This is a genomic window from Marinoscillum sp. 108 (assembly GCF_902506655.1).
GTDB lineage: Bacteria > Bacteroidota > Bacteroidia > Cytophagales > Cyclobacteriaceae > Marinoscillum > Marinoscillum luteum.
On the sequence record NZ_LR734817.1, the window covers coordinates 516,042 to 539,660 of the forward strand.

Annotated in this window: 16 protein-coding genes; 7 read left to right on the top strand and 9 right to left on the bottom strand. The window is 46.3% G+C overall.

Annotated features, from left to right (window positions below; all coding sequences use genetic code 11):
* Position 1 precedes the first annotated feature (1 nt).
* The 3 genes from GV030_RS19725 to GV030_RS19735 form a co-directional block, all read right to left on the bottom strand.
* Positions 2-7,648, bottom strand: a complete 7,647-nt coding sequence (locus GV030_RS19725) for a cadherin domain-containing protein (RefSeq protein WP_159585074.1) — start codon at positions 7,646-7,648, stop codon at positions 2-4.
* Between the two features lie 144 nt (positions 7,649-7,792).
* Complete coding sequence (locus GV030_RS19730) at positions 7,793-8,134, bottom strand: hypothetical protein (RefSeq protein WP_159585075.1); 342 nt, start codon at positions 8,132-8,134, stop codon at positions 7,793-7,795.
* Between the two features lie 3 nt (positions 8,135-8,137).
* A complete protein-coding gene (locus GV030_RS19735; protein ID WP_159585076.1) occupies positions 8,138-8,650 on the bottom strand; it encodes a hypothetical protein in 513 nt (170 codons plus the stop codon).
* Between the two features lie 121 nt (positions 8,651-8,771).
* Between GV030_RS19735 and GV030_RS19740 the strand changes: the two genes are divergently transcribed.
* The 3 genes from GV030_RS19740 to GV030_RS19750 are packed head-to-tail and all read left to right on the top strand — an operon-like array spanning position 8,772 to position 10,341.
* Positions 8,772-9,629: an SPFH domain-containing protein gene (locus GV030_RS19740; protein ID WP_159585077.1), complete on the top strand. Its 858-nt coding sequence runs from the start codon at positions 8,772-8,774 to the stop codon at positions 9,627-9,629.
* Positions 9,630-9,633: 4 nt separating this feature from the next.
* Positions 9,634-10,173 carry a hypothetical protein gene (locus GV030_RS19745; RefSeq protein ID WP_159585078.1) on the top strand — a complete coding sequence of 180 codons (540 nt, stop codon included), beginning with the start codon at positions 9,634-9,636 and terminating at the stop codon, positions 10,171-10,173.
* Between the two features lie 3 nt (positions 10,174-10,176).
* The gene (locus GV030_RS19750) at positions 10,177-10,341 is read left to right on the top strand and encodes an Arc family DNA binding domain-containing protein (RefSeq protein WP_159585079.1); all 165 of its coding nucleotides are present in this window, start codon (positions 10,177-10,179) and stop codon (positions 10,339-10,341) included.
* On the opposite strand, the gene GV030_RS19755 is transcribed toward GV030_RS19750, so the two are convergent.
* Both GV030_RS19755 and GV030_RS19760 read right to left on the bottom strand, forming a co-directional pair.
* The gene (locus GV030_RS19755; RefSeq protein ID WP_159585080.1) at positions 10,338-11,846 is read right to left on the bottom strand and encodes an alkaline phosphatase; all 1,509 of its coding nucleotides are present in this window, start codon (positions 11,844-11,846) and stop codon (positions 10,338-10,340) included. The genes GV030_RS19750 and GV030_RS19755 overlap by 4 nt on opposite strands.
* Before the next feature lie 77 nt (positions 11,847-11,923).
* Complete coding sequence (locus GV030_RS19760) at positions 11,924-13,018, bottom strand: ferredoxin--NADP reductase (RefSeq protein WP_159585081.1); 1,095 nt, start codon at positions 13,016-13,018, stop codon at positions 11,924-11,926.
* A 103-nt stretch (positions 13,019-13,121) separates the two neighbouring features.
* Here GV030_RS19760 and purB point away from each other — a divergent pair, with 103 nt between their 5' ends.
* Positions 13,122-14,465 (top strand): adenylosuccinate lyase, encoded by a 1,344-nt coding sequence (gene purB, locus GV030_RS19765; RefSeq protein ID WP_185155842.1) that lies wholly within the window; start codon positions 13,122-13,124, stop codon positions 14,463-14,465.
* A gap of 175 nt (positions 14,466-14,640) precedes the next feature.
* Entirely contained in the window at positions 14,641-16,374 is a 1,734-nt protein-coding gene (locus GV030_RS19770; RefSeq protein ID WP_159585082.1) for a PAS domain-containing hybrid sensor histidine kinase/response regulator, read from the top strand.
* On the opposite strand, the gene GV030_RS19775 is transcribed toward GV030_RS19770, so the two are convergent.
* The gene (locus GV030_RS19775; protein ID WP_159585083.1) at positions 16,371-18,806 is read right to left on the bottom strand and encodes a bifunctional aminotransferase class I/II-fold pyridoxal phosphate-dependent enzyme/GNAT family N-acetyltransferase; all 2,436 of its coding nucleotides are present in this window, start codon (positions 18,804-18,806) and stop codon (positions 16,371-16,373) included. The two genes, GV030_RS19770 and GV030_RS19775, sit on opposite strands and share 4 nt — an antisense overlap.
* A 144-nt stretch (positions 18,807-18,950) precedes the next feature.
* Here GV030_RS19775 and GV030_RS19780 point away from each other — a divergent pair, with 144 nt between their 5' ends.
* Entirely contained in the window at positions 18,951-19,325 is a 375-nt protein-coding gene (locus tag GV030_RS19780) for a hypothetical protein (RefSeq protein WP_159585084.1), read from the top strand.
* A gap of 15 nt (positions 19,326-19,340) precedes the next feature.
* Here the strand turns inward: GV030_RS19780 and GV030_RS19785 are convergent, their stop codons facing one another.
* The 3 genes from GV030_RS19785 to GV030_RS19795 form a co-directional block, all read right to left on the bottom strand.
* Positions 19,341-20,267 carry an aspartate carbamoyltransferase catalytic subunit gene (locus GV030_RS19785; protein WP_159585085.1) on the bottom strand — a complete coding sequence of 309 codons (927 nt, stop codon included), beginning with the start codon at positions 20,265-20,267 and terminating at the stop codon, positions 19,341-19,343.
* Positions 20,264-20,806: a bifunctional pyr operon transcriptional regulator/uracil phosphoribosyltransferase PyrR gene (gene pyrR, locus GV030_RS19790; RefSeq protein ID WP_185155838.1), complete on the bottom strand. Its 543-nt coding sequence runs from the start codon at positions 20,804-20,806 to the stop codon at positions 20,264-20,266. The genes GV030_RS19785 and pyrR overlap by 4 nt, the downstream gene beginning before the upstream one ends.
* 84 nt (positions 20,807-20,890) lie before the next feature.
* Positions 20,891-22,444, bottom strand: coding sequence for a hypothetical protein (locus GV030_RS19795; protein WP_159585086.1), 1,554 nt, complete (start codon positions 22,442-22,444; stop codon positions 20,891-20,893).
* 154 nt (positions 22,445-22,598) lie between these two features.
* On the opposite strand from GV030_RS19795, the gene GV030_RS19800 reads away from it, so the two are divergent.
* Complete coding sequence (locus tag GV030_RS19800) at positions 22,599-23,609, top strand: glycosyltransferase family 9 protein (protein ID WP_159585087.1); 1,011 nt, start codon at positions 22,599-22,601, stop codon at positions 23,607-23,609.
* The last annotated feature ends 10 nt before the right edge of the window (positions 23,610-23,619 follow it).

The window sequence follows — 23,619 nt, forward strand, 5'->3', positions numbered from 1 at the left end:
CTCACTTCTTCAAAAGCTTGCCAATGACTTCTTCGTCTTCCAACTGAAACTTCATCACGTAAGCCCCTCTGGCCAATCCCGACAAGTCCAGCCGGTCTTTCAGAATGTCTGCCTGCTTCTCCCAAGAACTTTGGTGGACCCTCCGCCCCTCCAAATCATAAATGGCCAGAGCTACCTTGCCCCTGCTACTATTATCCATTTTCACACCCATCCACTCCTGTACCGGATTTGGGAAAATAGAGATGCCTTTACCTGCAAGGTGTACCAACCCAAGAATCTCCTCTACAGTAAGGTCAAATGGTGCAACGGCAAATCCACCGCGGGCGTCAGACGCCTCCACCAGAATGTGGAAGATCTCTTCCGGGTCGTTGATGGTCAATCCGCTGGTCTGGAGCTTGGTTCCCACAATGGTGAAATTGAGGTTGTGATCATCACCAGAACCCGTGGCCAGCTCAAAGGTGAGTTCATCGTTATCCTGATCTTCAGCATCAAGCACGCCAACTTCATAACCATCTATCTGATTGGATGGGATCACATCATTGCTCAAAGTGAGATCTGTTGGAGCATCATTTGCATCCAGAATTTCTATGGGAAGTATCTGCTCAAACTTTGCACCGCCTTCATCCTCCACTAATAAGCGCACTGAGTAAGTAGACTTCACCTCAAAATCAAAAACTTCATTGGTGACCAGCGTAGCATCCTCCACCAGAAAGCTAGCATTGTCTTCATCTCCAGACCCACTCACCATTGCAAAGGTGAACACCTCTCCTTCATCCTGATCAGATACCAACAGAGTACCTACAAGTGTTCCCTTCTCCTGATTTTCATTGACCGTGGAAGTGGTCAGCGAAAGGGCTTCAGGCGCTTCATTGACATCCAATACTTGAATAGAAAATGCACTTTGAAATGATTGACCAGCGCCATCGGTTACCGCCACAAGGATGGAGTAGCTTGACTGGGTTTCGAAATCGAAAGGTCCTGACGTGACCAAAGCACTGCCATCCAGAGTAAAATCAGCATTGTTCTCATCACCTTCACCTTCTACAAAACTGAAAGAAAAACTTTCTGACAGGTCTTCATCCACCGGCAGGAAGTCCCCTACCTTGGTGCCCACGGGTGCATTTTCCTCCACACTGGATGCGCTTAATTCCAAACCGTAGGGCGCTTCATTGACATCCGTCACCCCAATGGTAAACGCCTGCTGATAGATAGCCCCTTCTGCATCTGTGGAGTTCACTAAAATATGGAACTCAGATTGCTCTTCGAAATCAAATACCTGTGCCGACAGCAAAGCATCACCCAGGATAGAAAATGAAGCATTATCATCTCCTCCGTTGCCAGCCACCAGCTGATAGGTAAAGACTTCAGATGCATCATTATCCATGGTGGAGAATTGACCTATTTCCTTACCTACGGCCTCATTCTCAGCTATCACATCCTGACTGAGCATAATGGCTGATGGGGCATCATTGATGTTGGAGATCTCTATTGTGAATGGCTCTTCATAATACTCCCCTCCGATATCCATTACCCTCACACGAATGCTATAGGTCGATTGCTCCTCAAAATCAAAAACTACGGCACTTTGCAGCTGCGATCCATCGATACTAAAACTGGAATTATCTTCATCTCCATCTCCCGAGACAAGTAAAAAAGTAAAAGTCTCTGACGCATCCACATCCTCTGCATCAAAATCACCAATCACTGTCCCTGCCAGCTCATTTTCCACAATCACATTGCTGCTCAAAGCAATATCCGTGGGTGCCTCATTGACATTCAAAATTTCGATGGTAAAAGACTGCTCCAGCGTTTGTCCTCCCCCATCAGTGGTCTTCACTCGAAGTGTGTAGCTGCTCTGGGTTTCAAAATCAAAAACCTCATCTGACACTAACTTATCTCCAACTATTGCAAACCGCGTGTTATCATCATCTCCATCCCCGGCTACCAGGTCGTAGGTGTGGGTGTCGTCCACATCTTCATCCGTGGTTTCCAGTACGCCTATTTCAGATCCAGATGCCGCATTTTCGGAGAGCTCCGAAGCACTCAAAACAATAGCCGTGGGAGGGTCATTGGCATCTTCGGTGGTGATGATAAAGGATTGTTCGAAGCTTGCCAGATCACTATCAGTAACCCTTAGCCGGATACTGTGAGACATTTGGGTCTCATAATCAAACACTCCGGCACTTAACAGATTGGAGCCGTCCACCAAAAAGTCTGAATTATCAGTATCACCATCACCACTGACCAGAGAAAAGGTAAAAGACTCCTCGTCATCTTCATCAGTAGCAGCCAAAGTAGCAAGAGCAGTTCCTGATGACATATTTTCTGAGATCGTTACACTGCTTAATGAAATGGCCGTGGGGAGATCATTCGCATCCAACACCTGAATACTTAACACCTGCTGAAACGAGGCATTTTCACTGTCGACCACTTCCACCCTGATGCTAAATTCACTGGCTGTTTCAAAATTGAATTCCTCCAAGGAATAAAGGCTGGATTCCTCTAAAAGAAAGCGAGCATTATCATCCGCCCCATCGCCGGACACCATCGAAAAAGTAAAGCTTTCTCCAGAATCCTGATCCTCCCCGGACAGTGCCCCGATGAAAGTACCTGCCTCCTCATTCTCAGAAATTTCATTGTCAGAAAGAAATACTCCGGTAGGGACATCATTCACATCCAACACCTCTATCTCCAGTGGCGCCATAAAAACACCGCCATCAGACACCTGCACTTGCACCCGCATCTTCAAAGTAGATTTTTCTTCATAATCAAATACAGCCGCACTCTTAAGTGTAGACTCCTCTATGGAAAAAAGATCGTTATCATCGTCACCCACACCCGACACCAGCGTGTAAATGTATGGTTCGGAAATACCTGTACCTTCCACTGAAAAATTCCCAATAGTGGATCCAGAGGAAACATTTTCGTTGATTTGATTATCCGAAATGAGAATCCCCGTCACATTTTCTTCTATGTCAAGAATATCTATGTCAAATGACTTCTGCAGTACTTCCCCACCACCATCAGTCACTTGCACCCTCACGCTGTAGCTGCTCTTCGTTTCAAAATCAAACTCCTCGGCACTGACCAGGTCGGCCCCATTAATGGAGAAACTGGTATTGTCATCAGCACCATCTCCGGCTACTAAAGCATAGGTATAGGTATCTGCGAGATCTTCATCCACGGCAGACAGGGTGCCCACTACCGACCCCACATCACTACGCTCCATGATGTCACTATTGCTAAGTAAAATATCCGTCGGGAGTTCGTTTACATTAGTCACCTCAATAGTCAAAGCCTCCTCTAAACTGAGATCATAATTATCTGTTACTCTCACCCTAATGGAATATTGAGTTTTGGATTCATAATCAAAAATGGCTGCTGAGAGTAGATTCCCTCCATCCAGCGCAAAACTGGTATTATCGGTACTCCCTTCTCCTGATACCAACTCGTAATCAAAAGATTCATCTTCATCCTCATCCTCTGTGGAGAGGCTACCAACCAGCGTCCCGGTCGATTCATTTTCAGCTATTTCACTTCCAGTCAAAGAAAGACCTGTGGGTACTTCTCCTACATTCGTTACCGAAACCTCAAATACCTCCTCATACGACTCCTCTCCACTATCCGTGACACGGACACGGATACTGTAAGTCTTTTTGGTTTCATAATCAAATGGCTCGGCACTCAGTAGGCTCTCACCTTCAATGCTAAAATCAGTGTTATCGGTACTGCCCTCTCCTTCAACCAATGCATAAGTGAAGGTTTCTTCAAGATCTTCGTCCTCAGCTGAAAAAGTACCAATCAGGGTTTCCGATTCCTCATTTTCCGGAAGCTCTGAATTAGACAGGTTAAGTACTGTTGGAGCCTCCTCTTCGTCTGTAATGCTGATGTTAAAAACCTCTTCCAGGATTTCTCCTCCAGCGTCTGTTACTTTCACCCGTATGCTGTAGGATGACTGGGTTTCAAAATCAAAAACTTCCCCAGTCTTCAGTGCGTCATCATCAATAGAAAAACTGCTATTGTCATCATCTCCGTCTCCCACCACCAAAGCAAATGTGAAAGATTCGGATGCATCCTGATCAGTCGCAGAGAAAGTTCCGACCTCAGTACCTACAACCTCGTTTTCTGAAACTGTGGCCGAGGACAAAGACAATGTGCCAGGGGCCTCATTGAGATCATTGATGGTAATGGAAAATTCTCCGGTAACGCTCCCAAAAGAGGCGGTCTCAGCTTCCACCCTAATTTCATATGTTGATTGCGTTTCGAAATCAAAAACTTCAGACGCATAAAGCACCCCATCGGTAATGGAAAAAGCATCATTATCTGTATCTCCGCTACCAGCCACCAAAGTATAGCTGGCTTCATATCCTTCGCTCAGCGAGAAAGTCCCTATTTCCTCACCGTTTTCGTTATTCTCATCAATAGCTTCAGCGGTGAGTTCTATGCTCCCCAGATCATAGATTGGGGTAATCACAAACTCATCAATAGCCACCCCCTCATCACCCACTGTATAATCCGAAATCAGGTAAAAAGCCAATTGAACGATGGGCTCACCGGCCAGAAAGCTGAGGTCTGTGGCAGCCGTGAGGTATCCACCGGAAGACCCATTCCACCCACTGACACCCAGTGCATCAAAAACACCGTTGTACCAGTTGGCAGTGCCCGATTCGATAATGGTATAATCCTCCGAAAGATCCGTGCGATAAGCCAGGATTACCCCATCATAGTCCGCTTCTGTTTGGTAGAATATGTCAAAGCTCAACTCGGCACCATCCATGGCACTCAAATCAAAAACAGGTGACTCGGCAACATCATACAGGTCAGTGCCGTAGTTAGCATCCAAATCCGTCATGATCACTCCCGATCCGGATGAAGCTGAAGAGATATTGGTCTGAGCGGGAGTGCCCTGTTCCCAGACGCCACTGAGTGTCCACTGATGTGTCCCATCCTCAAAGCCTTCGGTATATGGGTAATCACTGATCGTAGTGACGCTCTCCACGGATGCAGTGAGGGTATTGTTAGAAGAAATCTCATCATCAGCTACAGATACACTTGCTGAAATACTGTAAGTACCAGGGGCGGAAAAATCATAAGTTGCAGTAAAAGTGTGCTGGTAAGTGGCCCCGGAAATCAATGATGAATTCACGGTTTCGGTCTGCTGCAGGACATCATTGATGGAATAAGATACCTCATAGGTACTTTGGGTGGCCGTACCATTGTTGCTCACAGTTACCACTACAGATTCCGTTCCCAGCACACCACCAGCAGGCCCATCGATAGATGAAATGGCCAGGTCAATAGGAGCTGCCGGCATATAAGCTGAATATACACCATTGCCATGCGTACCAGCTACCACCAGATTGTCTGAATTTCGAACCACAATGTGATCTACCACCACAGCACCCAATTGATCAATATCCTCCTGCTCCCAGGATGTGTCATCTCCATCCAGATCCTGGGTGGTAAACATCCCCACACTGGTGCCCACCAGATAGAGCCTGCCATCGCCCAGTATTCTGGCGGTTCTCACAGAAGGACCGCTCCCTGATCCATCTGTATTTTCCTCCAGGTTACCACTGACATGGGTCCAGTTGGCTCCACCATCTGTTGTATGATAGATACTCTTGACAGAGTAATTGGACACCACTGCCAACAATTCGTCAGCATTTTCTTCATTGACGCCTATTCCTGACACATACCCCGACAGACCCGAAGGGCTAATATTGCTTACCACAGGGGTGGCAGCAGTCACGTCCTCTACTTTGTAGATCTGACCTCCTGATGTACCCAGATAGGTGGTGCCGGAACCCACCACACCAAATTCTGATACCACACCGCTTATTCCTGATAATGAGATGGTCTTCCACCCAGTAGAGGCTGTACCCGTACTTGCTGAGGTATTTACCCATAGGGCGTTGGTTCCTCCCAGGTAAAAAATGTCATCGTCATTGGGATCGAGATAAAATGGGGTGATGAAAAGGCTTGTGGAATAAGAATTCGGAGTAAATAGTGTGTATGAGTTAGGAGTTGGATCATCGGCATCCGTATGTCCGATCCTATAGATATTTGCGTTTTGTGAAGACATATACCGCGTAGCCCCATCACTTGCAAAAGCACTATACGCCCCATCTCCACTAAAAGGTGACGTCCAGTCTACTTCAGAATCTGTACTCAGAGTTAGCCAGGTGCCATTGTCCTGCAGACCAGCCAAAATCTGATCTTGCGGACCCACTGAAACCGCATAAACCTGCGTGGTAAGATAACCATTGTTAAGGGGAGTCCAGGTAATGGGGTAGGTAGCATTATCAGTAGACTGTACATCTGCGGTGTACTGAAGGCCTCCGTCATTTCCGGAGATCACCTGATCAGGATCAGAGGGATAAAAAACAAAAGAATGCTGATCCGGATGATGATCGGTGTATAGAGCGTAGCTATTATTAGCGGGGGTATACCCTCCTATCCAGTCAGTATTAGTAGTCGTAGCAAAGCCATCGGACGAACGGTAAAGGTTGGTGCCCCCAATAATGACAAAATTAGGATCATCGGGTTTCACTTTAATCAATAAATCATACCCCCCTTGTGATGAGAAGTCTCCTGTTTGTCCGCCCTCCTGGGGAATCGATGCGCTTCTGTCTGCCCACAAACCCGTATCATCGTCGTATACCCAAAGTGCATGCCCGGAGGTGTTAGCCGAAGCCTCCGCCAGCAAATAAACAATGTCCTCATTGGAAGCAGCCATTGCCAACTCTCCTCTACCAAAAGAGGGGAAACCAGAATCTGAGATGTCTGTCCAATTAGCACCATTATCGGTGGATTTATAAACTCCCGAAGTATTGTGGGCATAGACATTTCCACCAGTCCCTATCACTACATCGGACCAACCTGTGGAGTTCAGCGTCCGAGTCCAATTTGTCCCTCCATTGGCAGAAACGTGAATTCCTCCATAGTTGGCTACAATTACGTTGCCATTGTCAGGACTCACCACCACCTCGTGATTGTAATCGAAATACTGATCAAAAGTCTGTGGCATCTCCGTAGAGGTAGATGACAACAAGGTCCATGTGAGCCCGCCATCAGTTGACTTATACACTCCATCTCCTCTGTAAGAAGCTCCGGTGGCTCCAGCGGAGTTGCCAGCATACTCCCCGGTGATGTAATACCAGGTATCGGTCTGCCCGGAGCGGGTATCCTGAGCGATTCCGGTCACACTTTGTAGCTCGTTACTTCCAGTGGTCTTGGACCAGGTAGCTCCCCCATCCGCAGACCTCCAGACTCCACCAGACACTCCTCCGGCCAAAATCACCTCTTCGTCACTCACATCTATGGCCAGTGCCCGGGTTCTCCCGCCCACGTTGAATGGTCCTCTGCTAGACCAGCTAATCAGATTATCAGCCATGAAACGCCTTCCCTGGGGCTTAAGGGTTTCATTGTAGTAAGTGAGTTGTTTCTCGTAGATCTGCGAAGGAATCTCTCCGGTAACGGGATCTTGGGTTCTTAGTACTTCAAACGCCATCCGATCATTCGGATTATCCTCCTGGCCATGAAAAACGGGCTTTTTGATGAGTTTCCCGATTGACCGATTTTGTGCTGAAACAGCACCGCTTATCAGGGTGCATAAGGCCAGGTATAAAATTCTCTTAGACAGCATGTTAGGGTTATGTTTTGGTGATTGTCTGAAATACCATCAGACTGTTTTGAATTCATAAAGTGTAACGGGCACCTTCTCAAAAACCCCCAATAGGTTCTTAATAAAACCAGTACCGCGGTAATAAGCTTTAAATTTACACAAACCTCAATTACCAGAATTTCCTGGTCCAATAAGGTATTTCCCACCACCCATCTGGGGTCTAAAATCTAAAACCAAAGTGTCAACACCTGGCTGAGTTTCTCCTTCGGCCGAAATGGTATCGCCGGCATTTAGATTTTCTTTAAAGCCAAAGCCCCGCCCCAAAATCTCCTCAATCACTAAAACAGATGAGTTACCCTCCGACGAAAGTGCATGAGCAAAGACCAGGCACTGATCCGGATGGAGACGATAATCAGGGGAGCTTTGAGTTCTTTCGATGGGGACGGATTTCTGAGGTCTGGATTGGCATTGGAATAATATGATAAGAATAAGGCTCCAATATTTCATCGCTCAGCTTTTATCGTCACTTTCAACAGAGCCACGTCCCCACTCCTGGAGGTCCTTCGATCCTACCCCAATTTCCGCAGACACTCGATCAAAAGTGGGTCTGACCAAAGAAAAAACGAACAGAACCACTACAAAAACAAAGGAAAACAATTGATCCTTGGTCAGGTATAACCCTAGTAGTCCAGCCACGGCCGCACCCGCCAGTATACCATACTGAATCAACTTCTTCGAGAGATACAGATCGAGCTTCTCCTTGATATCACTGAGCGCCTGCACCTCACTGATTACCGTCTTCCTATAGCTCTGAGCCAAAAAAATCAACACACCGGCCAGTACGACCAAAAGCATCTTTATGACCATGCTCTCCATGCCTTCTATCAATGGAGCATCCGGAAACTCCTTTTGGGTTTCGAGAAAGACAAAGGCAAACGGGAGTAGAGACCCCGCAATGATTCCATGAAAGATCAAATTGAAACGATGATAAAATCGCTCCCAGTTATTGTAGGGTTCAGACATCCTTATCCAATAAGTTATTTTCCAAAGTTAAAAACAAAGATTCATAGAACCTTTCTTCATTCTTCTCGTATTTATAATGATATCAATATGATATCATATTAAATTCACCAAACTAAAAACCATGGACTCACAAGAAAAACTTTACTCCCCCATCTCTGGATACACCATTCTGGCCCTTTGCCTGATCGTGCTGTTCTCGTCCATCCTATTATTGATTGGACTCCGCATTCCTCACTTTGTTTTTGGGGTAGTACTTGGCATTGCTTTTATTCCCGGATTTTTCTTTGTCAACCCCAATGGATCCAGAGTCTTAGTGCTCTTTGGGAAATATGTCGGTACGGTCAAGGAAAACGGCTTTTTCTGGGTCAATCCCTTTTATACCAGAAAAAAAATTTCACTGCGAGCCAGGAATTTTGATAGCGAACGAGTGAAAGTAAACGACAACATCGGTAACCCGATTATGATCTCGGTCATTCTGGTATGGAGGGTGCGAGATACGTTTGCTGCGGCTTTTGAGGTGGATGATTACGAGAATTTTGTACGAGTACAGACCGATGCTGCAGTGAGAAAGCTGGCTGGAAGTTACCCTTACGACAATTTTGATGATGAGCAAGCAGAAATCACGCTGCGTTCTGGTCTGGACAGTGTGAATGAACACCTGGAGAAAGAGATTGAGGAGCGGCTTTCGATAGCAGGGATAGAAATACTGGAAGCCCGTATTGGTTACCTGGCCTATGCTGAAGAAATCGCCGGGGCCATGCTCAGAAGGCAGCAAGCCACCGCCATCGTAGCAGCCAGGCATAAAATAGTGGAAGGCGCCGTGAGCATGGTAGAAATGGCCATTGCGGAAATCGGTAAAAAAGAGATCGTAGACCTGGACGATGAACGAAAGGCCGCTATGGTCAGCAACCTAATGGTGGTACTCTGCGCAGACAAGGACATTACTCCCGTGGTAAACTCCGGCACCTTACACCACTAGTGGCATGAGAGGCAAGGTTACCTTTCGGGAGGAGCAATATTTTAAATACACCTGGTCATGGTGGGTACTGCTTATTTGCACCCTAATCATGGTCGGTGGCATATTGTATGCTTTTTATATTCAGCTTTACCTGGGAGAGCCATTTGGCGCTCACCCGGCCAGTGATACGGGGTTGCTCATCATTGGCGTATCGACCAGCGTACTGATGATAGGATTGATGTGGTTGTTCCAATTCATGAAATTGACGGTGGAAATAGACGAAGGAAGCATCCGGTACTCCTTTTTTCCATTCATCAGATCATTCCGATCACTACAAAAGTGGGATGTCCGCAAGGTGGTGGTAAGAAAGTATCATCCTATCGCCGAATATGGTGGTTGGGGCTACCGATTTAGATTTCGCAGCGGGCGAGCCCTTACTGTAAGTGGAAAATGGGGGCTACAGCTTGAATTGGCAAACGGAAAGCAGTTACTTTTGGGCACACAAAAGCCTGATCAAATGCAGGAAGTAGTGGATAGACTAAAGCAAAATTGGGGAAGTGAGTAGGATATGGCCAAGAAGAAACCCTTTGTATTAAGAATAGATGAAGAGACTTTCAAGGCCATTGAAAAATGGGCTGCTGATGAGTTTCGCAGCACTAATGGGCAGCTGGAATGGATGATTCACAAAGCCCTCAAAGACGCTGGCCGACTCAAAAAAGAAGACCCTTCTTAAAAACCGTATACATTATACTGCTTGATCACCGGAGCCCCATCATTCACCCAAAACTCCTTCGGCCTACCTTCCGCGGCATTCGGCACTCGAATGTTTTCTACGAAGTAATACCTGGCTGTGGCGCGCTCCTTTTGCAAGGTCAAAAGGAAATATCCGTGCTCTGTCAGGTTGGCATATTTAATATGAGGATTAAAATTCTGAAAGAGATTCTCGTACATCCTGGCGGTATCCAATCCTGAATACTCATCATAATTGGCCGAACTAATACTGGGTGTACCGAATTCGACGCCTAGTGGAGCCAGCGATACATCTGCTACTATGGTTTCCATCACCCAGCTGGCATGGGTATCCCCAGTCACCCACAGGATGTTGTCAAAGTCTTTGATAAACCTGGCCACCTCTTTCTTTTCCGCCGGATAGCCATCCCAGCTATCCAGGTTTTTGGGGTTATCCGGAAACACCATTGTCTGGTTGATGTCAGAAAAGATCACCTGATTGCCTATTACCTTCCACCTGGCCTCACTACCCTCAATGGTGCTTTTCAGCCACGATAGCTGATCCGCCCCCAGCATGCTGCGGTCCGGAGAGTTAAAATTCTCGTCAGAGATACTTGCAACAGGTGCCGTACGGCCCTCCAGGCGTTCATCCAGCATGATGAGCTCGGCCAGCTCACCAAACTCAAAAGACCGGTAAAGTTTATCAGCCTCTCTGATCGGCATCCACTCATAGTACGTTTGTACTGCGGCTCTTTTTCTTTCTTCAAAACTCCCTTCATGCTCCTGGTGGTTTTGAGCTCCAGAGGTGTACACATCATTCGCGATTTCATGGTCATCCCATATGGCAATGAAGGGATGGCTCGCATGCATGGCCTGCAAGTCCGGGTCTGACCGATACTGCGCATACCGGGTACGGTAGTCACTGAGGGTAAGCAGTTCATGCGGCGGCTCGTGCTTTCTGCCAATAGTAGTATCTCCATACCCTCCAGGGGCATATTCATAAATATAATCCCCAAGGTGCACCACTGCATCCAGCAGTTCCTTCTCAGCGATCTTCTGGTAGGCCGTAAAATAACCCCACTCATAGTTGGAGCAACTGACCACAGCAAACCTCAGTGAATCGGCATTTTGTGCGGCTGTTTTGGTGCGGCCAATGGGCGAAAAGCTTCCCGCTGATTTAAATCTGTAATAGTATGGAGTCCCTGATTGAAGGTTGGCCACATCTACCTTGACGGTGAAGTCTCTACCTGCATCAGTCACTACCTGACCTGAAATCAGCGATGACTTAAACCATTGATCTTCAGATACTTCCCAAGAGACCACCACACTGTCCGCAGGAGATTCAGGGGTCACCCGAGTCCAGATAATCACACGATCATACAAGGGGTCACCGGAAGCCACCCCATGAAGAAACGGTCCTGAATCCGTTTGTTCTTTTACATCAGTAGATTTTGGACTGCACCCTATCAGCACAGCCAGGACAATTAGAAAGGATGAGAGACTTTTCATGAAAATTACTATTTCGTACTGAAGTTACTCAGTCAGCTATGGTTTGACAAAAAAGTCAGGTGATGAAATTATGAAGATCAACCTACTTCCACTTTCACGGTATCGCTCATTGGCTTACCGATACAAAGCAGCACATATCCCTCTGCTGTTTCGCTCTCAGATAGACCTTCTGCATTTTCCTGATCTATTTTACCTTCCAGACACATCGCCCTGCATGCGGTACAGAGGCCACTCTGGCAAGAATATGGCATATCGATATTCTGATCGAGGGCAGCATCCAATATGGCCTCTCCTTTATTTACGTTCACCACATGCTCCTCGCCATCCAGCAGGATCGTCACTTCGCTGGAACCCGCAGGTGCCTCTGGTGCAATAATGTCTGCAGGAGAAGTCTTGCCCGCCTCAAAGCTTTCTTTTCGAATCTTCTCTTCCCTGATCCCGATTTCGAGCAATCCTTCATTGGCAATCTCCATCATGGGGGCAGGACCACAGATAAAAAACTCAGTATTATCGTTTGTCCCCAATCCCTTGGTGATTTCACCAATCATAGATGCGGTGGGTCTTCCCGTATATTGAGCGAATCCATTGGCATCTTCTTCCAGGATATGCACCAACTCAAAACGATGGCCATACTGCGCTTTCAATGCATTGAGCTGATCCTTGAAAACCACATATTCTTCACTCCTGTTGCCATAGATGAGAGCCACACTACTGGAGGGTTCTTTGATAAGTACAGATCTCATCAAAGAATAGAGCGGAGTGATCCCACTTCCTCCTCCAAGAAAAACAACCTTTCGGGAAGTAGAGGCGCTGTATTCGGTCGTGAACATCCCCATGGGCTCCATGATCTCCACAGGATCGCCGGCTTTGAAGTGATCATTGATGTGATTAGACATCAACCCACCCGGGACTCTTTTTACGGTGACGGCAGGGTATTCATCTTCGAATGGGGTGGTGCAAAGCGAATAAGCTCTTCTGATTTTTTTACCCCCTACTTCTTTAATGATGGTAATAAACTGACCTGGCTTGTACTGAAAACCGGCTTCTGGTTTTTCAAAAACCACGTTTACAGCCTCTTTAGCCACTTCTATTACTTCTTTTATTTTGAGCGTCTGAAAACGCGTATCTGCTGCTACTTCTTTTTTCTTCTTCTTGAATAATCCAAACGCCATATTTGAGTCCCTTTTTTAAAGTCCCGCAAAGGTAAATCCTACAGGTTTCCTCCACAAGTTTATATGAATGACCTATTTTTGCACCTTCAAAAAAATCATGACCATGGAGCTGAACGATCTGACTGCTATATCCCCCATTGATGGAAGGTACCGAAACAAGGTAGCTTCCCTGGCTCCCTATTTTTCGGAATATGCCCTGATCTATTATCGGGTGAAAGTGGAGATTCTGTATTTTATCTCTCTTTGTGAGATTCCTCTCCCGCAGTTAACCAAAGTAGATCACGGAAAGTTTGCAGATCTGAAGGCGATCTATGAAAATTTTTCAGAAGCCGATGCCCTCAAGATAAAAGACATAGAAAAGGTGACCAACCACGATGTGAAAGCAGTGGAGTACTTCATCAAAGAGAAATTTGACCTGCTTGGGCTGGGGTCATTCAAAGAGTTTATTCACTTTGGCCTTACCTCTCAGGACATCAACAACACCTCCATTCCACTTTCTACCAAGGAGGCACTCAAAGACGTTTTTATCCCTTACCTGAAGGAAACCATCGCGCTAATAGACAAAGTGGCGCAAGAATGGAAAGACATTCCCATGCTGGCCAAGACGCATGGTCAGCCAGCCTCTCCTACCCGGTTGGGCAAAGAGATAGCGGTATTTGTGAGCAGACTAAACGAGCAGCTGTCTGGGCTTGAGCAGGTGCCATATGCCGCCAAGTTTGGGGGAGCCACTGGTAACTTCAATGCGCACTATGTGGCCTACCCGGATAACGACTGGCATACCTTCGGAAATGATTTCGTAGGTCAGAAACTGGGGCTAAAGCGCAGCTACCCAACCACCCAGATAGAGCACTATGACTATTTTGCAGCTCTTTTTGATGCCATCAAACGGGTGAATACCATCCTGCTCGACTTTAGCAAAGATGTATGGCAGTATGTGGCCATGAACTACTTCAAACAGCGCATCAATCCCAACGAAGTAGGTTCTTCCGCGATGCCTCACAAGGTCAACCCTATCGACTTTGAGAATGCGGAGGGTAACCTGGGCATTGCCAATGCAATGTTTGAGCACCTCAGCTCCAAACTGCCTGTCTCCAGACTGCAGCGAGACCTCACTGACTCCACTGTACTTAGAAACATTGGTGTGCCGGTAGCCCACACCCTGCTAGCGCTGTCTTCTTTAAAGAAAGGCTTAGGTAAACTGGAGGTTAATAAGGAGGCCATCCATAAAGATCTGGATGACAACTGGGCTGTGGCTGCTGAAGCCATTCAAACCATTTTGAGACGAGAAGCTTTTCCTAACCCCTATGAAGCACTCAAAGCACTGACCAGAACCGGCGACAAGATCACCAAAGACACCTTACATGCTTTTATTACGCAACTGGAAGTGTCTGATGAGATCAAAGCGGAACTGATGCAAATCACTCCTTTCAACTACACTGGGAGGTAATCAGGGATTCATACAGGAAATTTTTCGAGCAAAATTTGAGGTAGACTAAATGTTATTGAGCAGGGCATTTTGCCTATTCATCGAGCCAGAACTACTCTCAGTAGGAAAAAAGCTTTTTAAAATTGTGAATGCCTTATATTAGAGCAAAATGAGTCACTGGATGACCCCATGACCTATGCCAGCGAAGGACAACACCAATGATGAGTATGTAAGAAAAAGAGTTGATGACATCAGCAAGCTCATCTATGAGGTAGCTGCGGGCAATTTCGACTACAAACTCAAACAACGTGACGTAGAGGGTGAACTGGAAGGCCTCATCGGGGGGATCAATATGCTGGGTGAAGAACTGAAAGCCAGCACAGTCTCCAGAGACTTTATGGAGAGCATCTATAAGGGTGTGGTGGATATCCTGATCATTATCACCCCGGATCAAACCATTGATAGGGTCAATGATGCGGTCGTTGACCACCTGGGCTACTCACCCCAGGACCTGATAGGCCGTGATTTCAAAACACTCCTTTCTACAGAAGATTTCTCCTTTCTTCAGGACATACAGCAGCACCTCGCCTCCAACGGGGCATATCATAACGCTGAACTCAGGCTGCTCCGAAAGGATAAATCGCTCCTGGAAACTTCGGCTTCCTTTTCTTCCCTGTTTGACAACCAAAAGAATCACCTTGGCACCATCGTCATAGCCAAAGACATCACACATATAAAGGAAACTGAGCGGGAACTCAAAAAGGCCAAGGAAAAAGCTGAGGCGGCAAACAAGGCCAAATCGCACTTCCTGGCCAATATGAGTCACGAAATTCGAACTCCGTTGAACGGAATGCTCGGTTTTCTGGAGTTACTCGGCGGCACTTCGCTTGATACTAACCAGACAGAGTACCTGGATATGATCAAAACCTCCGGGCAATCCCTCGCCAAACTACTGAACGACATTTTGGATCTGAGCAAGGTGGAAAATGGCAAACTGAACATTGAGCATGTGCCTTTCAACCTTAAAAGCTCCATCCAACCCAGTTTTCAAACCTATAGCTATCTGGCCAGAGAAAAAGGCCTGGACTTTATTCTGGACTTTGAGCCAGACCTACCTGAAATAGTCATTGGAGATCCCTCACGGCTGACCCAGATCCTGACTAACCTGATAGGCAACGCACTCAAATTTACCCAGGAAGGCAGTGTATTCATCAGAGTATCAGGAAGTAGGAAGGATAATCACCACCTGGATCTATTACTTGAGGTCACAGATACTGGAGTTGGGATTCCCGAGCAGATGCGAGCATCTATTTTTGATAGTTTCACGCAGGCAGATACCTCCACCACTCGAAAATTTGGAGGTGCCGGACTTGGACTGGCCATTACCAAACACCTGGTGGCCCTCATGGGTGGCACCATCAAATTCGAATGTCCTCCGATATCCAAAAATCAGGACAATGGTACCTCCTTCTTTGTGGAGCTACCCCTGAAAGTACCTACCTCCACCGGGCGTTCCGAGCATGATCCTGCTGCCACCAAAGAAACACCGGCCTTTCCCAGGGGTTTCAGGGTGCTCCTTGTGGATGACAATGAAATCAATATCCTATTGGCGCAGAAAGTACTGGAAAAGCTAAATGCCAATGTGTCTTTGGCCCGTGATGGAAAACAAGCCCACGATCTGGCCCTGGAGCAAAAGTTTGATGTCATTCTGATGGATATACAGATGCCCGTGATGGATGGATTTGAAGCCTCCACTGCGCTTCGGAAAGCTGGATATCAGGCACCCATCATTGCTCTATCGGCCAATGTTTACCCCGAAGAAATCAAAACCTGCTTCGAAAATGGAATGAACGGACATATTGGGAAACCATTTACCGTGGATGGCATTTTCAACAAAATCACCTCTGTAATCAACGAAAGTCCGGATTAGGAACTAATCGTTTCATTCTGGACCACCTCCATCATTTCCATAGCAAAGTTATCCTTCGCCTGTATGTAGGCGATCTTCTGTATAGATTCGGCCCCTACCTTCCGTTTCTCAAAAGACGCAGAAAAACCAAAATCAATTCGTTTAAAATCAAGTGCTCTCGCCCTCAATACAGTCTGAAACAACATCTGGCGGTACACCGAAAACTCATCCGAATAATCGTAATCCAACCCGATGAGTGAAGGCACATAGGTCAAATTCAGGTTCTTGTAAGAAAACATCACACCTATGAGTCGCTCAGGGCTTTTCTCTCCCCCAGCAGGGTACATTTTGATGAATTCCCAATTTGAATCCGCATTCATCACCTCAAAGACAGATTGAGGATAAGCAAATGTGTTCATATCGAAATTCTTGTCCCAGACATTACGGTAAAGCGAATAGGCTTTGCTAAGTTCTCCCTCATCTAAGTCATTGGTCACTTCCACCTGAACCCGATCTGTGAACTTCTCTATATCCTGACGGAAATGCTTTCTGGATTTGGACGATAAACGCTGTAGATAATCATCTTGCGTGGACCATGACAAGTCCTCCATCACACAAGAATCAGGCAAAGCAGCCTTTACATAGCCCTGACCATCGCAATGTGCTTTAAGAAAATCATCGGAAAGAGTGAAATCCCGTAAGGCAATCACATCCGGCTGAAGCTCCTCATCAATTTTGGTGAGCGTCTGGAAAAATAAATTCAGAATGGCGTCTTTGTCCGGGTGCTCCTGATCCAGATACAAATGATCCCCCTCTGTAAACAATGACCCCATGGCCAGCACCTGACTAGAGTGGTACAGCGGGTCACTGAGCCTCTTTTTCTCCAAAGCCATAGAAACGGAAGCCGGTGCCAACATGTCATCCTTCCAAAGTGTTTTGGTCAAAAAGGTGGCCAGCACAATCTTATCAGCCTTGTCTCTGATCAGCACAAACCTGAAATCCCACTGATGTTCTGGTGCCTGCGAAGCACCAAAGGCCTGCTCCAGAAATTGCAGCCCTGCAAAATCAAAGACGTTTCTCCCTTTGAAAATATCATCCCATTCCTTGGCTGGCAACTCATCGGTGTTCATATATACGGATACCCGAAAGGATGCTGGCATTTTGATTGGTGCTGATTGCCCTTTGTCCAACAGAGGCAACCCAAATGTTTTCCTGACTTGATTTTTGGTGGTGGTTTCCTCTGCCAGAGCCACAGGATACAACCTATCCATGGCCTCTACCAGGGCCTTGATATCTTCCTTTTGGTTATGCCTGGACACCGTGAACCTCACTCCAGTGCGCTTCACCGCGACTGCAGGGAAAACCCCCATATTCACATAAAAGCCCGCATCCATGAGCTTTTTCACAAAATTGTAACCTACCGCTGGTGCGCCTGTTCCAATATAAAATACAGGGCAGTTATTTTCTTCAATCAAAGGCAGGTCGGTTTTCGCAAGACACGCATTACAATAAGCTACCTTATCGGCCAGCTCCTTCTGCATGTCATAGATCTCATCTGACAGGTGGATATCTGCCGATGCAATGGCTGCAGCCACCGAGCTGGGTTCCAGCTGAGCAGAAAATGTAAGCGGCCCTCCAAAGCGCTTCACCCTTGTATAAAAATCTTTATTGGCCGTGACCATGGTAGCACCACTGGCTCCAAAGGTTTTGCTCAATGTGGTAAAAACAATGACATTTTGAGGTAATTCCCCGTATTGACTAATCACATAGCCAGTGCCATTCTTACCCACCCAGCTCATACCGTGCACATCGTCATAGTAGAGGCATAGCTGAGGGTACTTGGCAGATAGTTCCTTTAATCTCCCTATGGGCGCTTCATCGCCATACATAGAATACACTCCGTCAGCAAAATACCATATCTTATCCGCCACGGAGCTGAGGTCTTTGATCTTCGCCTCCAGCATTTCCATGTTATTGTGCTTGATCATTTCTACCGGAATACCGCGAGTCCTGGCTATCTGACAGCTATTCTGTACACTCCAGTGCACTTGCTGATCCAGAATAATCGCATCTTCATCCCGCACCACTGTGGGGATAGTACCCAGGTGTCCCAGGGTGCTATTTTTGGTGACCACCACAGGATAGCCGTACATTTTTTCCAGCTTATCCTCGAGTTCACTATAGGCCGAATGTGAGATAAAGGTTTTGGAAAGAGGAAACTGCGTACCATATCGCATGATCGCGTCTACTGCGGCTTTCTTTATCCTGATGTCCTGCTCAAGCCCCAGGTATCCTGTAGTGCCAAAGTGACAAAGGTCCTTCCCGTTGACTTTAATGTGACGACCGGTAAAGTGATCATCCTCAGTGTACAAATCCACCACACCCTTCTCCGATGCATTTCGCGAAATTTCAACAACTGTATCGATATAATTATTGTGTCGGATTTTTGCCATACTTATCAAAAATACTCTTCTTAGCGCGCCGAAAATTCGATTGGAAGAACTTATCGACGAATCACTCCGTTGCACCTATCTATGATTGTTTTATACAGATGACTATCTTTGATTAACTATCCATTTAATCAGAGGTTTTCAGAAATGAACTTTTCATCCATAGAAAATGATTTTGCTCAGTTTCACATCAGGGATGGAGTGATGTTCTTTACCTACAAGCCTGATATAGAGATTGACCTGGATGGTGCCAAACGCATAGTCGCTGATCGACTCAAACTCCAGGGAGAAGAAACCTACCCCGTAGTATGCGACATTCGGGGGCTCAAGGGTGCCAATAAGGCGGCAAGGGATTATCTGGCTAATGAAGGGTCTGAAAAAGTGAAAGTAGTGGCGCTGATTGTGGCTTCACCGGGTCTGAAAATCATGACAGACTTCTATCTCATGGTAAATAAACCCACGGTTCCTACCAAAATTTTCACCTCGGAAGATCAGGCTGTTAAGTTTATAGAATCCCTTTAGACCGGAGGAGCCTTTTTAATCCACTTTCCCAGCCAGCAGATAAAGCACGGCCATTCTGATGGCTACCCCGTTTTCCACCTGATCCAGTATGATGGAATGCTCCGAATCTGCCACATCACTGGTAATCTCCACGCCACGATTGATAGGGCCCGGATGCATGATGACAATTTCTTTATTCAGAGAATCGAGCAGCTCTTTGTTGATGCCATAGTAAAGTGAATACTCCCGTAGTGAGGGAAAGTAGCGCATTTTCTGGCGCTCCAGCTGGATGCGGAGTACATTGGCAATGTCGCACCACTCCAGCGCCTTTCGGATATCCAGCTCCACTTTCACCCCCAGGGAGGCGATATGCTTTGGCAACAGCGTGGCAGGTCCGCAGACCATCACTTCAGCTCCCAGTTTCTGCAAGGCAAAGATATTGGACAGGGCCACACGTGAGTGAAGAATATCTCCAACGATCACCACTTTCTTACCCTCCACTCCACCGGTCTTTTCTCGGATGGAAAAAGTATCGAGTAATGCCTGAGTAGGATGCTCATGGGTACCATCTCCCGCATTGATGATGTTGGCCTTAATGTGGCGGGCCAAGAAATGAGGTGCCCCAGGGCTGCTATGGCGCATGACCACCATGTCCACTTTCATGGCCAGAATGTTATTGACCGTATCCAGTAGTGTCTCGCCCTTTTTCACAGAAGAAGAGGAAGAGGAAAAGTTAATTACATCAGCTGAGAGGCGTTTTTCTGCCAATTCAAAGGAAAGACGGGTACGGGTAGAATTCTCAAAAAAAACATTGGCCACAGTGACGTCCCTCAGAGAGGGCACTTTTTTGATCGGCCGGTTCAAAACATCTTTAAAATTATCAGCAGTTTCAAAAATCAATTCGATTTCATCACGATCGAGGTTCTTGATACCCAGGAGATGCTTTGTCTTTAATTGGCTCATTCAGTTTCGTTGATTAACCAGATGTTGTCTTTTTTGCCCTGCTCCTCCAGCTCTACAAGCACCCGCTGAGAAGTCATGGTATTCACCCTGCGCCCCACGTAGTTAGCTTCTACGGGTATGTGCCGGGTATACATTCTATCTATGAGCACCAGTAGCTCCACCTTTGCCGGCCTGCCAAACATGGTCATAGCGTCCAGGGCTGCCCGTACCGATCTGCCAGTGAAAAGCACGTCATCTATCAGTATTACCTTCTTATCTTCAATAATGAAAGGCACCTTGGTTTGATTGGGGGTCTTGGGGTTCTCCCGCCTCCTGAAATCATCTCTATGAAACGTGGTATCGAGGTAGCCAAGCTGGATTTTGGTGTTGAGCATTTCTTCCAGGCGCTTGCGAATGCGCTCGGCAAGATAGATTCCTCGAGGCTGCATGCCCAAAATCACAGAATCAGAAAAATCACCATGGTTCTCGATGAGATGCTGACACAACCGGCTGATTGTGATCTGAAGGAGCTTACTGTTGAACAGGAGTCTTTTTTGCATGATCAGGCTTCCTGCAAATATAAGATCATCTCCCTTAACCCAAATAATCCGTCAGATAATAAAATAGAAATAACAGGTTAGACCTTAATTAGACTTATCATCCAGGTGGTACTGGATTTTATTAATATAAAAAACCCGTCTGCTAATTTTGCCCCCAGTGCCATTCTCGTTGCGGATGCGCTGCTCACCAAAGGCATACATGGCACGATCATACCATACTTTTAGGCCTTCCACTTCCGGGTTTTTGGTTTTCACTTCGTCATCCACATAGGCCAGACGAACAGGGTTAAAGGTCTTCCCCTCATAAATCTCATTGCCTTGAATGATTTTTGAGCGAATGGTATTTTCTTCCAGATACATCAATACTGTCTTATCCTCATAGTTACTTACCGCCACGAATTCCTCCAGGGAAAAAGTCTCTATATCATTGATTTCAAAGCTATTGTCCCAAATAATATTTCCATTTCGATCAAATGACACCACCACCGCGTGGGTATACTGGTAGCCCATGAAACTTGGATTAAACCTGGCAGGACTATTCCATCCATATCTACCCACATTGGAAGAATAGTTGGAATACCGGGGATAATAGGCTTCAGCAATCATCAGGTATTCATCTCCCCGCTGGATTATATCATGCACCAACAAACGGTAACTAAACTGGGTATTCTTCCCTTTAGAACGCTTCCGCTCTATTCTTTCTCTGATGCGCTGCTGTCGGCGCTCATTCATGTATCCAAAAAAATTATCCAAATCGGCATACTCATGATACTTAACAAACTGCTGACGACCGTTGACAAACTTGGAGAGATACAGTCCACGACTGTATTGCGAAGCTTTCTTGGAATACGTACCAGCCATGTATTGAAACCCACCATAAAAGATGGTGCTGGCCCCATCGATCAGATTCTTCTTATCTCCTGGAGTAATCACATTGGTCTGGATGAGATCTCCTGCCGCTGTGAAGGTTTTGGCCCTTATGGTGTATTTTCTATTGGGCATCCGATCTTGCTGAATCACCGTAAACATCAACGCCTCGTCATCAATGATGATGTCCAAAATATCACTGTTGTTGTCATAAAAACCAGGAACTACACGGGGTTTTTGCTCCTCCAAATCAAAGGTGAGCAAAACAGGCCGAAGGTTCGTGTAGCCGGCAAAAACTATGTTATGATCGATCACTTCGAAAAAAGTCAGCTGGATCGGGAAAACGGTGTTGATCTCAATTCGCCGATGCGTGGCAGTGAGGGCATCAATCTCCACAAGCAAAAACTCCTGACTCCTGTATCTGGATACATTGAACAGAAGGTAGTATTTACCATTGTGATACTCCGTACCGGCCAGGTAGCTATCAAAAGGAATGGAATAGATACGCGTCCAGACGATATCCAGTAGCGTATCCAGGCTATGAAAGGTCCAATTAAACCCCTCTGGTGTCCTTTTTTCGGTCTCCACGGCCACCAGCAGGCCTGCTTCTTCCCCATTGATCAGGTTGAAGTCCATGCCATAATCATCCATTTCAAATTCTATCCGATTTGGCTGATCGATCCGCGAACTTGTATCGGGAGCCTTTTTCTGGGCCATCGCCAGAAAGGACATCAACAGGAAGCAGACAAAAAAGGAGCCTTTCATTGACATGAGCATATTTGTTTTGAACACTCCATAGTTATACGGCTGGTCTTTCCGTTAAGATGGTAAATAAAAAATTAGTTCATGAGTTTAAAACAATTCAAGGCCTCATGTCCTTTAAATTTACTAAAACTATTACAGCCAGTACTATCGGCTTACTCCTATGAAAATTTTGATTTTGCGCTTTTCTTCGATTGGAGATATCGTGCTTACTACCCCCGTCATACGTACGCTCAAAACCCAACTAAACGAGGTGGAGTTACATTTCGCCACCAAAAAGGAGTATTTGCCCGTACTTGAGGAAAACCCATACCTGGATCAGATCCATCTTTTGGAAGGCGGGCTTTCACCTTTCATTTCTCAATTGAAAAAAGAAAAATTCGACTTCATTGTAGACCTGCACCACAACCTGCGCACGCTGGCCATCAAAAATCAATTGGGTGTGAAATCTTTTTCATTCAATAAGCTCAATCTGCAGAAGTGGCTCTATACCAACCTGAAAATCAACAAACTGCCCAATACGCATCTGGTAGATCGGTACATGGATACCGTGGCCACCCTGGGAGTGAAAATGGATAACCTGGGGCTGGACTACTTCATTGCGGATAAAGACGAGGTGGAACTGAACTGGCTCCCGGAGGCCTATCAGGGGGGCTTTGTAGCTTTCGCCATAGGCGGGAAATTTGCCACCAAAAAGCTACCGAAAGATCGGATCATAGAACTCTGTGACCGCATCAATAAGCCAATAGTGCTGCTTGGCGGGAAAGAGGACGCCGAAACCGGTGAAAGCGTAGAGCGTTTTTTCCAAAGAAGCGAAAAAGAGAATGAATTCACAGAAGGTCTTGAAGCACTGGGCAAAAAGGCCATTGTATTCAATGCCTGCGGTAAATTTAACCTGAATCAATCGGCATCTTTAATCCGCCAGTCCCGTTGGGTATTTACGCACGATACCGGGCTCATGCACATAGCGGCGGCATATAAGAAGGAAATCTTTTGTATCTGGGGCAGTACAGTGCCGGAATTTGGCATGTATCCCTATCGCACAAAATTCACTATTTTCGAAAATAAAAAATTGGACTGTCGACCTTGCTCGAAACTCGGCTTTGACAAATGCCCAAAGGGACATTTCAAATGCATGAATGAAGTTTCGTTTGATTTTTACTTACCCGATTAACTCATAAAAA

Coding starts and splice junctions, on each gene's coding strand:
- GV030_RS19725 (WP_159585074.1), bottom strand. CDS start 7,648: ATGCTGTCTAAGAGAATTTTATACCTGGCCTTATGCACCCTGATAAGC.
- GV030_RS19730 (WP_159585075.1), bottom strand. CDS start 8,134: ATGAAATATTGGAGCCTTATTCTTATCATATTATTCCAATGCCAATCC.
- GV030_RS19735 (WP_159585076.1), bottom strand. CDS start 8,650: ATGTCTGAACCCTACAATAACTGGGAGCGATTTTATCATCGTTTCAAT.
- GV030_RS19740 (WP_159585077.1), top strand. CDS start 8,772: ATGGACTCACAAGAAAAACTTTACTCCCCCATCTCTGGATACACCATT.
- GV030_RS19745 (WP_159585078.1), top strand. CDS start 9,634: ATGAGAGGCAAGGTTACCTTTCGGGAGGAGCAATATTTTAAATACACC.
- GV030_RS19750 (WP_159585079.1), top strand. CDS start 10,177: ATGGCCAAGAAGAAACCCTTTGTATTAAGAATAGATGAAGAGACTTTC.
- GV030_RS19755 (WP_159585080.1), bottom strand. CDS start 11,846: ATGAAAAGTCTCTCATCCTTTCTAATTGTCCTGGCTGTGCTGATAGGG.
- GV030_RS19760 (WP_159585081.1), bottom strand. CDS start 13,018: ATGGCGTTTGGATTATTCAAGAAGAAGAAAAAAGAAGTAGCAGCAGAT.
- purB (WP_185155842.1), top strand. CDS start 13,122: ATGGAGCTGAACGATCTGACTGCTATATCCCCCATTGATGGAAGGTAC.
- GV030_RS19770 (WP_159585082.1), top strand. CDS start 14,641: ATGCCAGCGAAGGACAACACCAATGATGAGTATGTAAGAAAAAGAGTT.
- GV030_RS19775 (WP_159585083.1), bottom strand. CDS start 18,806: ATGGCAAAAATCCGACACAATAATTATATCGATACAGTTGTTGAAATT.
- GV030_RS19780 (WP_159585084.1), top strand. CDS start 18,951: ATGAACTTTTCATCCATAGAAAATGATTTTGCTCAGTTTCACATCAGG.
- GV030_RS19785 (WP_159585085.1), bottom strand. CDS start 20,267: ATGAGCCAATTAAAGACAAAGCATCTCCTGGGTATCAAGAACCTCGAT.
- pyrR (WP_185155838.1), bottom strand. CDS start 20,806: ATGCAAAAAAGACTCCTGTTCAACAGTAAGCTCCTTCAGATCACAATC.
- GV030_RS19795 (WP_159585086.1), bottom strand. CDS start 22,444: ATGTCAATGAAAGGCTCCTTTTTTGTCTGCTTCCTGTTGATGTCCTTT.
- GV030_RS19800 (WP_159585087.1), top strand. CDS start 22,599: ATGAAAATTTTGATTTTGCGCTTTTCTTCGATTGGAGATATCGTGCTT.